An 11,670-nucleotide genomic window follows, 5' to 3' on the forward strand; every position below is an offset into this window, starting at 1 on the left:
TCGATCAGGCATTATCTCGATACCCATAACGCCAATCCTCGCCCTTTTCGCTGGTACAAAAAGGCTGAAGACATCCTGGCAAGCGTAGCCCGGGCAGCTCAGGCCATGACCCGCAACTTATGATCGATATTTCTGAAACACCACACTAGTAGCCGTAGGGCGTCGCCCTGTCATCCGAGCGATTTTCCAATCGTCGCTACGCATCCATCCTGGTTGGCCGCCCTTTCAGGTCCTTGCGCCAGTGGCAGCTCTATTGCCCAAGGGCAGGCAGTTCAGCAGGAAGCTCTTGGCTCGGCCAGGCAGCGACTGGGGCGCTATGAATCGGGCGATGGATAGTTATCTCAGGAAGAATGGCACTTTGATCTCATAAGACTGAACTTGTGGCAAAGTGCCAAGGTCTTATCGAGTGCCCCCAAAGCACTTTTAGCCCGCCCTGCCCGGCGGGCTTTCTTTTGCCCGGTGTTTGGCTCAGGCCTGGAAATCGCCTTGTAGATCGACCAGGTGGCGTTCGATATCGACCAGACGCTGGCCCTGGTCGTCCAGCCCCAGCCAGTCCAGCTTGAGTGCGACCTCGAACGGCAGCAGATAGGCCAATTGATAGCCCAGCGCTTGTCTATCGGCGACCTCGCCACCCATGCCCAGGCTGGCGACCATGGGGTGTTGCGCCAGGGCGATGAGCAAGGCCACCAGATCGGCGTCGGTATCGCGCAACGACTGGGGCGCGGTCTCGGCCAGCCACTCCACCTCACCCACCACCAGATGATCGGGTTGCTCTTCCTGGCTCAGCAGGCGAAAACGACGCCCCCCTTCGATGCGGATCCCCAGCAGGCCATTGCTCTGCTGCTGCCAGTCGCGGATCAGCGCCTCGCAGCCGTAGGCCCCTAGCCGATTGGGCGCCGCGCCGGTCTCCCGGCCTTCGAGGATGGTGACCACGCCAAAGCTACTGCCCTGCTTGAGGCAACGACCGAGCATATCGAGGTAACGGGCTTCGAACAGCTGCAGATCGAGGCGGCAGCCAGGAAACAGGGTGGTGTTCAGCGGAAACAGGGGTAGCGTCATGAGACCTCCGAGACCTTAGGGTCCTGCGATGGATCACCGAGCGCCACGAACATTCCCCGCGCGGCGACGCGCGGGGCCGCCAGGTCAAAAGCGGTAGACCTCGGCACCGGTGCGGATGGGGACCACCGCCGGCAGGGTCGGCCGGGCCTGGGCCTCTTCCACGAGTTGCTTGGGCTCCTTGCGGGCCACGTCGTTGGAACGCCGACTGCGCTGGGCCACCTTGGTCAGATCCGTGGCGAGACGCCCGGCCAACTGTTGCAGCAACTCACTCTGCGCCCTGACCTGAGCAGCACGATCACCGGCATGGCGAGCCTGCAAGTGGATGACCTGATTATCCAGTAGCTTGCCCTGGGCATCGCGCAGCTGCCAGCTGGCATCCAGGGTAGCAGGTGTGCGGTCACCGGCGTCCAGGCGGGTCACGTTGAGTTCGAGGCGATACTGCGGCGCGAAGCCCTCCGGCTGTTCACCGACCACTACCCGGCCGCTGTTCAGGCGGCTGGCGAGCTGGCGTTGCAGCAGCTGGCGGATGTTGGCATTGAGCGGACCCGCCCAATGATCGCCGGTGGTGGCAAGGCTACCGTCCGGCTGCCGCTCAAGCAGCACGTCGCGCTGCAGGTAGTCGGCCAGTTGCAGACTTTCGAGCCAGACCGCGAGACCGCGATCCGCACTGGCCGGTGCCTTGGCATTGCCGCCATCGAGCTGATAGTAGTGGGTGGGGCCGAGGCTGGCACAACCACCCAGGCCGGCCAGCCCAGCCACGAGCGCCAGCCTGGCGAGACACATCCGTTTCATCGAGGCTCTCTCTCGACGGGCACCGAGGCCCGGCGAGTCCTGGTCGAAAAAATCGGGCCTATGCTAGCGGCTGGCCGCAGGCGGCTCAAGTTTCCACCTGCAGCGAGTCCACCCGCTGGAAGCCACGCGGCAACTTGTTGCCCCGCCGGCCGCGCTCGGCGCGGTAGTGCTCCAGGTCACTGCCCTTGAGGGTATAGGGCCGCTTGCCGGCCTGCAGGGTCAAGGAGGCACCTGCCGGGACCACGGCCAAGTCGACCACGTATTCCTCGCGCTTGGCGACCCGCTCGCCGGGAATGGAAATCAGCTTGTTGCCCTTGCCCTTGGCCAACTGCGGCAGCTCGCCGATGGCGAACACCAGCAGGCGACCCTCGTTGGTGACCACCGCGATGGAGGTGTCTTCCAGGGAGGCTACCGGCTTGGGCGGCAGCACCTTGGCGCCGTTGGGCAGGCTGATCAGCGCCTTGCCGGCCTTGTTCTTGGCCTGCAGGTCCTCGCCCTTGACCACGAAGCCATAGCCGGCGTCCGAGGCCAGCACATAGAGGCCGTTGTCGTCCGGCAGGAGCAGGCATTCGAAGCTGGCGCCCGGCGGCGGCGTCAGGCGGCCGGTGAGCGGCTCGCCCTGCCCCCGCGCCGACGGCAGCGAATGGGCGGCCACCGAATAGCTGCGCCCGGTGGAGTCGATGAACACCGCGAACTGGTTGGAACGGCCCAGGGCCGCCGCCTTGAAGCCGTCACCGGCCTTGTAGGACAGCCCCGTCGCATCGACGTCGTGGCCCTTGGCCTGGCGCACCCAGCCCTTCTCGGAGAGCACCACGGTCACCGGTTCGGTGGGCATCAGTTCGGTTTCGGACAGGGCCTTGGCTTCGGCACGCTCGACGATGGGCGAGCGACGCTCGTCGCCATAGGTCTCGGCGTCCTTGATCAGCTCGTCGCGGACCAGGTTGCGCAGCTTCTTGTCGCTGCCCAGCAGGGTCTGCAGGCGCTTCTGCTCCTTGAGCAGCTCGGCCTGTTCGCCGCGGATCTTCATCTCTTCCAGCCGCGCCAGCTGGCGCAGGCGGGTTTCCAGGATGTAGTCGGCCTGTTCCTCGGAGAGTTCGAAGCGGGCCATCAGCGCCTGCTTGGGATGCTCCTCGGTACGGATGATGTGGATCACCTCGTCCAGGTTGAGGAAGGCGATCAGCAGGCCATCCAGCAGGTGCAGGCGGCGCTCGACCTTGTCCAGGCGGAATTGCAGGCGGCGGCGCACGGTGCCGATGCGATAGATCAGCCACTCCTGGAGGATCTGCCGCAGGTCCTTGACCTGGGGCTTGCCGTCCAGGCCGATGACGTTGAGGTTGACCCGGTAACTGGATTCGAGATCGGTGGTGGCGAACAGGTGCTGCATCAGCTCGTCGGCATCGATGCGGTTGGAGCGCGGCACGATGACGATCCGGGTCGGGTTCTCGTGGTCCGACTCGTCGCGCAGGTCGGCCACCATGGGCAGCTTCTTGGCCTGCATCTGGGCGGCGATCTGCTCCAGCACCTTGGAACCGGAGACCTGGTGCGGCAGCGCGGTGATGACCACGTCGCCGTCCTCGCGGCGGTAGACGGCGCGCATGCGCACCGAGCCGCGGCCGGTCTCGTAGATCTTGCGCAGGTCGGCCCGCGGCGTGACGATCTCGGCCTCGGTGGGAAAGTCCGGTCCGGGCACGTGTTCGAGCAGCTCGGGAATGCCGGCGATGGGATCGTCCAGCAGACGCACGCAGGCGGCGGCCACTTCGCGCAGGTTGTGCGGCGGGATATCGGTGGCCATGCCTACGGCGATGCCGGTGGTGCCGTTGAGCAGCAGGTTGGGCAGCCGTGCCGGCAGCACCGCCGGCTCGTTCAGGGTGCCGTCGAAGTTGGGCACCCAATCCACAGTGCCCTGCCCCAGTTCGCTGAGCAGCACCTCGGAATAGCGCGACAGCCGCGCCTCGGTATAACGCATGGCGGCGAAGGACTTGGGATCGTCCGGCGCGCCCCAGTTGCCCTGGCCATCCACCAGCGGATAGCGGTAGGAGAACGGCTGGGCCATGAGCACCATGGCTTCGTAGCAGGCCGAGTCGCCGTGGGGGTGGTACTTACCGAGGACATCACCGACGGTCCGCGCGGACTTCTTGTGCTTGGCGTCGGCGTCCAGGCCCAGTTCGCTCATGGCGTAGACGATACGGCGCTGGACCGGCTTGAGGCCGTCGCCGATATGCGGCAGGGCGCGGTCCATGATCACGTACATGGAGTAGTTCAGGTACGCCTGCTCGGTGAAGTCGGCCAGCGAGCGGCGTTCGACGCCGTCCAGGCTCAGGTCGAGGGGTGCACTCATGGGAATCCTTTGGTGTTACGTCTTTGATCGGGGGCCCTATCCATCGCGGTCATGGACCGCTCCTACAGGGGCGATGGAGACCGTAGGAGCGGCCCATGGCCGCGATAGACACGACCTATAAGTCAGGCGCTAGATCAGTACCTCAGCGCGGTCGCCCTTGGATTCCAGCCAGCTCTTGCGGTCGCCGGATCTCTTCTTGGCCAGCAGCATGTCCATCATCTCGAGGGTGCCGGGCACGTCCTCCAGGGTCAGCTGTACCAGGCGCCGGGTGTTGGGATCCATGGTGGTCTCGCGCAACTGCAGCGGATTCATCTCGCCGAGGCCCTTGAAGCGGGTGACCTGGGGCTTGCCGCGCTTCTTCTCCGCCGCCAGGCGATCGAGGATGCCATCGCGCTCGGCTTCGTCGAGGGCGTAGTGGACCTCCTTGCCGAGGTCGATGCGGTACAGCGGCGGCATGGCCACATAGACGTGGCCGGCATCCACCAGCGGGCGGAAGTGCTGCACGAACAGGGCGCACAGCAGGGTGGCGATGTGTAGGCCGTCGGAGTCGGCGTCGGCGAGGATGCAGATCTTGCCGTATCTCAGGCCGCTGAGGTCGGCGCTGCCCGGATCGATGCCGATGGCCACGGCGATGTCGTGCACCTCCTGGCTGCCCAGCACCTCGCTGCCGTCCACTTCCCAGGTATTCAGGATCTTGCCACGTAGCGGCATGATGGCCTGGAATTCCTTGCTGCGCGCCTGCTTGGCGCTGCCGCCGGCGGAGTCACCCTCCACCAGGAACAGCTCGGATCTCATCGGGTCCTGGCCGGCGCAATCGGCCAGCTTGCCGGGCAGCGCCGGGCCCTGGGTGATCTTCTTGCGCTCGACCTTCTTGCCCGCCTTGAGGCGGCGGCCGGCGTTGTTGATGGCCAGCTCGGCGATCTGCTGACCCAGCTCCGGATGGGCATTGAGCCAGAGGCTGAAGGCGTCCTTGACCACCCCGGCGACGAAGGCGGCCGCCTCGCGGGAGGACAGCCGCTCCTTGGTCTGGCCGGAGAATTGCGGTTCCTGCATCTTCATCGAGAGAACGAAGGCGATGCGCTCCCAGACGTCTTCCGGGGCCAGCTTGAGGCCGCGCGGCAAGAGGTTGCGGAATTCGCAGAATTCGCGGATGGCATCCAGCAGGCCTTGGCGCAGGCCGTTCACATGGGTGCCGCCCTGGGCGGTGGGAATCAGGTTGACGTAGCTTTCCTGCACCGACTCGCCGCCCTCGGGCAGCCAGAACAGCGCCCAGTCCACGGCTTCCCGGGCAGACGCCAGGCTGCCGTGGAAGGGGGCTTCGGGCAGCCGTAGGGCGTCGCCCACGGTGTCCACCAGGTAGGATCTCAGGCCGTCTTCGTAATGCCATTCGATGCGCTCGCCGCTGGCTTCGTCGTGGAAGCTCACGGCGAGGCCCGGGCAGAGTACCGCCTTGGCCTTGAGCACGTGCTTCAGGCGGCTGACGGAAAACTTGGGCGAATCGAAATACTTGGAGTCCGGCCAGAAATGCACGCTGGTGCCGGTGTTTCTCTTGCCGACGCTGCCGACCACGGCCAGCTCGCTGGCCTTGAAGCCGTCGGCGAAAGCCATGGCGTATTCGTTGCCGTCGCGCTTGACGCGCACCTCGACCCGGGTCGACAGGGCATTCACCACCGAGATGCCCACGCCGTGCAGGCCACCGGAGAACTGGTAGTTCTTGCCCGAGAACTTGCCGCCAGCGTGCAGCTTGGTGAGGATCAGCTCGACGCCGGAGACACCCTCTTCCGGGTGGATATCCACCGGCATGCCGCGGCCATCGTCGATCACTTCGAGGGAGTTGTCGGCGTGCAGGATCACCTGCACCGCGCGGGCATGGCCGGCCAGAGCCTCGTCCACGCTGTTGTCGATGACTTCCTGGGCCAGGTGGTTGGGCCGCGAGGTGTCGGTGTACATGCCGGGGCGCTTGCGCACCGGGTCGAGTCCGGAGAGGACTTCGATGGCGTCGGCGTTGTAGGCGTTTTGCGTGGCCATGGGGTCTCTATTCGAAGGTATTGAAATCCAGCTCGCGCCAGAGCGCCGGGTCGAAGCCGGCCAGCTCCAGCAGCAACGGCAGCTGGCGATGGAAGCCCTGGAAGCCATGGTCGCCGCCCTGCTCGATGCGCAGGGTACAGGCACCGTAGTAGCGTTCGGCATCCCGGTAGTCGAGGGTCTCGTCGCCGGTCTGCAGCCAGACGTGGAAGCGCTCGGGGTCCGCTGGCGCGGCGACTTCCAGTGCCCGCAGGGCCTCGACGTGGGCCTCGGTCAGGGTCCAGGTCTCGCCGCTGTAGTGATTGCGCTGGGGGCCCAGGTAGTGCTCCATGAAGCGCCAGGGACGGACCGCCGGGTTGATCAGCACGGCCTTGAGCCCATGGCGCTCGGCGAGGACGGTGGCATAGTAGCCGCCCAGGGAGCTGCCGACCAGCAAGGGCGCGTCCAGCGCGGCCAGCTCACCCTCCAGCAGCGCGCAGGCAGCGCCGGCATCGTTGGGCAGCGCCGGCGCGCGCAGCCGGTCCGCCAGGCCGAGGTGGTTCATGCAGGCCGTGAGCTGGCGCGCCTTGAAGGAAGCGGGAGAACTGTTGAAGCCATGGATGTAGAGGATCGACGGCATCGGGCCGCTCCTACTGGATAAAAAAACAGGTACAGGGTAACCCGTTTCGACCCTCGTCACCAAGGTCGCCGACCGGCGTGCAGCTTCAGTAGCCTGCCGCCTCGTGGTCCACGGTGAACTCATGCTGTTGCAGTCGCGAGACACCGGTTTCCAGTTCACCGTCGGGCAGCAGCCGCAGCCAGCGATAGCCAGGCGCCTGGTCGCCGGCCTTGAAGTCCTGGCTGCCCGGCTCGAATTGCAAGCCCGTGGAAGGCGACGCCAGCAGGCGCACGCCGTTGCGCACCTGATCGAATTCCTGGTGGATATGCCCCCAGAGCACCACCTTGACCTGGGGATGGCGATCCAGCACGGCGAACAGCTCGTCCGGACGATGCAGACCCAGGGGCTCCATCCAGCCACAGCCCACCGGCACCGGATGATGGTGCAGGCAGATCAGCGCTGGCCGTTCGGGCGCGGCGCTCAGGGCCTGGTCGAGGGCCTCGAGCTGGGTCTGCTCCAATTCGCCGAACACGCAGCCGCGCACGGTGCTGTCGAGCAGGATCAGGCGCCAGGCCCCCAGGTCGGTGACCATCTCGAGGAAATCGCGATTGCCGCAGGCCTTGGCCATGGGCGCGTTCTCGTCATGGTTGCCCGCCAGCCAGCGCATGGGGGCCGCGAGGGGGCCGGTCAGTTCGCAGAATCTTTGGTAGGAGGCGACCGAGCCATCCTGGGAGAGGTCACCGCTGGCCAGCAACAGATCGACGCGAGGTTGCTCCGCCACCACCTGAGCCACGACCTGCCGCAGACTGGCGGCGGTATCGATACCCAACAACTTGCCATCGGCACGGGCGAACAGATGACTGTCGGTCAACTGGACGACGAGGGGAGCGTTGACACTATCCGGCAGACTCACCGAAGCCTCCTAGGCATAAGGGAACAACGAGCGCAGGCAGGGTGCAGAAAAGTTCCCGGGAACTTGCGTGCACAGCTCACATTTTCGCAGCTTGGTTATTGCGATGGAAGATGCGCCTGTCAGCGTTGCGCTGTGGTGCTCACCGTTGCAGGATCGGCTCGGCCTCGTGGCCGCAGGCGAGGCAATGGCTCAGCCACTCGCCAAGGAACAAATTGAGCTGACTTTTTTCGTCCGGCTGATGCATCGCCTGGTTCGGATAGGGATAGCGTCCGAGCAGTTGCCGGGAGTTGCCCGCCGAGACCACTTCCGCCATGCGCGCGTCGTGGTACACCCGGACTTCGAGCTCCGGTACCGGCAGCCAGGGCAGCCCCAGTTCTTGGCGGACCCGCAGCGCCGTCGTGTAGGGACAGGCTTCGGTGACTTCGAGCGCGAGCACCCCCAGCGGGCGCTCGCCTTGTGACAGCATGACGCGACGCGAAACCTTGGCTTCGCGCATCTTGGGCAGAAGCCGCATCAGCCGCACGTAGTTGGCCTCGCACGCGGCCTGCAGGCCCGGCAGGTCAACTCGATAGCGATCTCGCAGTTTCAGCCCCATAACCCTCTTACCTCGGCGCGATTGAGCGCCAGCCATTGCAGGGCGATGATCGCCGCTGCGTTGTTGATTCGACCGTCGCGGAGCCCGGCCAGTGCCTCATCCAGCGACCAGACATGCACACGAATGTCTTCGCCCTCCTCTTCCAGGCCATGGACGCCGCCGGCGTCCGCCGTGCTGCAGCGACCCAGGTAAAGATAGACCTGTTCGTTGCTGCCGCCGGGCGAGGGGAAGTAGGTGGAGATAGGCCAGAGCGATTGCAAGGTCAGCCCGGCTTCTTCTTCGGCTTCCCGATGAGCGACCGTCTCGACCGCCTCGCCCTGCTTGTCCACCAAGCCCGCCACCGGCTCAAGCAGCCAGGGATGAGCGGTCTTTTCCATGACGCCGACGCGAAACTGCTCGATCAGCACCACCTCGTCGCGCACGGCGTCATAGGGCAGCACGCAGACGGCGTCGGGACGCACGAAGACTTCACGTTCCAGCTCGGGGCCGAGGTCGCCGGAGAATTGCCGATGGCGCAGCCGGAAACGGGCCATCCGGTAGAAGCCCTGGAAGCAGATCTCGCGACTCAGGATCTCGACGGCGGGCGCCTGGGACTCGTTGGCTTGGTTCATGGGCGCTCCAGCGCTGGTAAAGGTAATCAGATCATCCTAGCGCGCCGCTTGCACTCGTGCAGCCCCCGGCGGGACAAGTCGCGAAACGGGCAACAAGCCAGGAATCCTTTGCCCAGCCCTGGCAAACTTATGGGGCCAGACGGGTTCGAAAGCCGTCGCCCCCTGTTTCGACCTCAAGGTTTCAACGACCAGGTTTCAACGACAAGGAATCTCATGCGTATCCGCCCGCTCCTCTTACTGGCCGCCCTGATGCTCGGTGGCTGCCAAAGCGTCTTCGGCCCCAATCTCGACAAACCCCTCACGCCTCGCCACCTGGCCTGGGAGCACAAGCCCGCCGGCTGCCAGGGCGAGGACTGCCCCCTGGTCAACATCGATTACATAGAATTCGGCGAACCGACGCTGGACGCCCTGGTGCAACGCCACCTGCTGGGCCTCGCACGAGCCGAGCCGGGGGCGCCCATTCCCGCCTCCCTGACCAGCTACGAGCATGATTTCCTGGCCAAGGCCCAGCCACGCTGGAGCAGCTATCTGCAGGCCAAGGTGCGCGAGCAGCATGACGGCCTGGTGATCATCGAGTTTTCCAGCTACCTGGCCAACGGCGGCGCCCACGGCCTGGCCGGCCGCGACTTCGTCACCTGGGATCGCCACCTCAATCGCGAGATCACCCTGGCCGACGTGCTGGTTCCTGGCCAGGAAGGCGCCTTCTGGCAGCTGGCCCAGCTATCGCGGGAGGCCTGGATGATCAGCAACGGGGTGGACAACGCCGAATTCCGCCAGCAATGGCCATTCCTCAAGACCGACAACGTCTCCCTGGACTTCGGCGCCCTGACGCTCAAGTACGGCACCGGCAGTATCGCGCCCTACGCCATGGGTCATCCGGAGCTGAAGATTCCCTATCCTAAGCTCAATGGCATTCTCAAGCCCGAGTACTTCCCCGGTCGCGGCAAGAGCCGCCAGCCGTAGGGTCTGGCTATACCCAATGGGTGGAAAACGCTGCGCGGTTTTCCACCCTACCTGGCCTGGTGCAGTCGTAGGGTGGATGACGGCGCAGCCTCATCCACCGAGGCCCAGCCACTCCGCGCGGAAAACGCTGCGCGATTTTCCGCCCTACCGAGTTACGTCCGCTTCAACCCCAACACCGCCTGGGCCGTGCCCGCCACCACGATGGCCGGCAGGGTCGCGCCCCAGGCCGGCAGCAGCAGCGGCAACAGGTGGTAGACGGCCACGCCCAGCGCCCAGGCGATCAGAGATTCCAGACGCAGCGCCCTCACCCGCTCCGGCGCCCGGCGGCGGCGCAGCAGGAAGTGATCCACCAGCACCACGCCGAACAGCGGGGCGAATACCGAGCCAATCAGCAGCAGGAAGTGCTCGTATTGCGCCAGGGGCACCAAGAGCGCCAATAGGGTGCAGAGGATGCCGATGGCCAGGGTCAATTGCCAGATCTTCACCTGGGCGAGAAAGCCGGTGGCGACCGCGGCCGAGTGATAGGCGGCGAAGGCGTTTTCCGATTCGTCCAGCAGGATCAGCAGCAGCGGCAGCCCCAGGCCGGCCACGGCCAGGGCGCGCAGCAGGGCGTCGGCTTCACCGCCGCTGGCGAAGGCCAGGGTATAGGCGAAGCCCAGGCCCATCAGCCAGAAGTTGCCGCAGAAATAGCCCAGCATGACGCCGCGGCCGGCGCTGCGGCCGGTGCGGGCGAAGCGGGTGTAGTCGGCGATCACCGGCAGCCAGGACAGCGGCATGGCCACCACCAGGTCGAAGCCCAGCGCCTGGGTCAGGGAGCCGTCACCCGGGCGCTGCCAGAGCGCGGCCAGATCGGCGCGCAGAAAGAGGTCCAGGGTCAGCCAGGTGCAGGCGCCGAGCAGCAGCCAGATGCCCCAGCGGCTGAGGAAGCGCCGCACGAAGGTCAGGGGGCCGGCCACCGCCAGCGCCGTGGCCAGGGTGCCGAACAGCAGCGTCCAGAGCATCGGCGAGGCCCAGGCCTGCAGGCCCCAGCTGCCCAGCAGCACGCTGGCCGCCTCGCGCATCACCACCAGTTCGAAGGCGCCCCAGCCGATCAGCTGGGTGATGTTGAGCACCGCCGGCAACAGGGCGCCGCGCTGGCCGAGGCTCTGGCCCAGGGCGGTCATGCCGGCCAGGCCGGTGTCGCTGCCCACCAGGCCGGCGGCCGCCAGCAGCAGCACCCCGACGAGGGTGCCGAGCACCAATACCAGCAGGCCATCGGCCAGGCCCAGCCCGGGCGCCAGCAAGGCACCCGCCTGGGCCACCATGAGGCCGAGGCCGAGGGAGAACCAGAGGGTGAAGAGATCGCGTCCGCCGAGTACGCGGCGATCCGCCGGAACGGGAATGGTGGGGGTATAGAGGCCGGGTGCCTGGGCCATGTTGGGTCTCGTGCGAAAAGGTTTGGAGTAAGGCGTAGGTTAGGCTGAGACAGCTTTATCGTCGAAGCCCAACAGCGCGGGGCCGATCTGGGCATTGTTGGGCTTCGCTGCGCTCAGCGCCAACCTACGGAAACAGCGTGTCGGCTTGGCCTGGGCAGCCGTAGGTTGGGTTGAGACGGCCTTATCGTCGAAGCCCAACGCTGTGGGGTCGACCTCGGCTTGTTGGGCTTCGCTGCGCTCAGCGCCAACCTACGGAAACAGCGTGTCGGCTTGGCCTGGGCAGCCGTAGGTTGGGTTGAGACGGCTCTACCGTCGAAGCCCAACAGTGCGGGATCGATCTGGGCATTGTTGGGCTTCGCTG

10 protein-coding genes are annotated in these 11,670 nt (G+C 65.9%); 1 reads left to right on the forward strand and 9 read right to left on the reverse strand.

Features of this window, described 5'->3' with window-relative positions; genetic code table 11:
• Positions 1 to 468 precede the first annotated feature (468 nt).
• From FAZ11_RS22085 to FAZ11_RS22120, 8 genes are all read right to left on the reverse strand, one after another.
• Complete coding sequence (locus FAZ11_RS22085) at positions 469 to 1,059, reverse strand: LON peptidase substrate-binding domain-containing protein (RefSeq protein ID WP_058763717.1); 591 nt, start codon at positions 1,057 to 1,059, stop codon at positions 469 to 471.
• Positions 1,060 to 1,143: 84 nt separating this feature from the next.
• Positions 1,144 to 1,851: a PqiC family protein gene (locus FAZ11_RS22090; RefSeq protein ID WP_058774439.1), complete on the reverse strand. Its 708-nt coding sequence runs from the start codon at positions 1,849 to 1,851 to the stop codon at positions 1,144 to 1,146.
• Between the two features lie 85 nt (positions 1,852 to 1,936).
• Positions 1,937 to 4,189 (reverse strand): DNA topoisomerase IV subunit A, encoded by a 2,253-nt coding sequence (gene parC, locus FAZ11_RS22095; protein ID WP_058763721.1) that lies wholly within the window; start codon positions 4,187 to 4,189, stop codon positions 1,937 to 1,939.
• 129 nt (positions 4,190 to 4,318) lie between these two features.
• Complete coding sequence (gene parE, locus FAZ11_RS22100) at positions 4,319 to 6,217, reverse strand: DNA topoisomerase IV subunit B (RefSeq protein WP_058774438.1); 1,899 nt, start codon at positions 6,215 to 6,217, stop codon at positions 4,319 to 4,321.
• 7 nt (positions 6,218 to 6,224) lie between these two features.
• Positions 6,225 to 6,833: a YqiA/YcfP family alpha/beta fold hydrolase gene (locus FAZ11_RS22105; protein ID WP_058763725.1), complete on the reverse strand. Its 609-nt coding sequence runs from the start codon at positions 6,831 to 6,833 to the stop codon at positions 6,225 to 6,227.
• An 85-nt stretch (positions 6,834 to 6,918) separates the two neighbouring features.
• A complete protein-coding gene (gene cpdA, locus FAZ11_RS22110) occupies positions 6,919 to 7,725 on the reverse strand; it encodes a 3',5'-cyclic-AMP phosphodiesterase (RefSeq protein WP_058763727.1) in 807 nt (268 codons plus the stop codon).
• A gap of 139 nt (positions 7,726 to 7,864) precedes the next feature.
• Positions 7,865 to 8,320 (reverse strand): DUF1249 domain-containing protein, encoded by a 456-nt coding sequence (locus FAZ11_RS22115; protein WP_058763730.1) that lies wholly within the window; start codon positions 8,318 to 8,320, stop codon positions 7,865 to 7,867.
• The gene (locus tag FAZ11_RS22120) at positions 8,311 to 8,931 is read right to left on the reverse strand and encodes an NUDIX domain-containing protein (protein ID WP_058766394.1); all 621 of its coding nucleotides are present in this window, start codon (positions 8,929 to 8,931) and stop codon (positions 8,311 to 8,313) included. Before FAZ11_RS22120 ends, FAZ11_RS22115 begins: the two co-directional genes overlap by 10 nt.
• A 213-nt stretch (positions 8,932 to 9,144) precedes the next feature.
• On the opposite strand from FAZ11_RS22120, the gene FAZ11_RS22125 reads away from it, so the two are divergent.
• Positions 9,145 to 9,894 carry an RsiV family protein gene (locus tag FAZ11_RS22125; RefSeq protein ID WP_058774437.1) on the forward strand — a complete coding sequence of 250 codons (750 nt, stop codon included), beginning with the start codon at positions 9,145 to 9,147 and terminating at the stop codon, positions 9,892 to 9,894.
• A gap of 152 nt (positions 9,895 to 10,046) precedes the next feature.
• Here FAZ11_RS22125 and cytX read toward each other — a convergent pair whose 3' ends face one another.
• On the reverse strand, positions 10,047 to 11,309 hold the full coding sequence (gene cytX, locus FAZ11_RS22130; protein ID WP_058774436.1) for a putative hydroxymethylpyrimidine transporter CytX: 1,263 nt from the start codon (positions 11,307 to 11,309) through the stop codon (positions 10,047 to 10,049).
• Positions 11,310 to 11,670 lie beyond the last annotated feature (361 nt).

The organism is Pseudomonas rhizoryzae, from assembly GCF_005250615.1.
GTDB lineage: Bacteria > Pseudomonadota > Gammaproteobacteria > Pseudomonadales > Pseudomonadaceae > Chryseomonas > Chryseomonas rhizoryzae.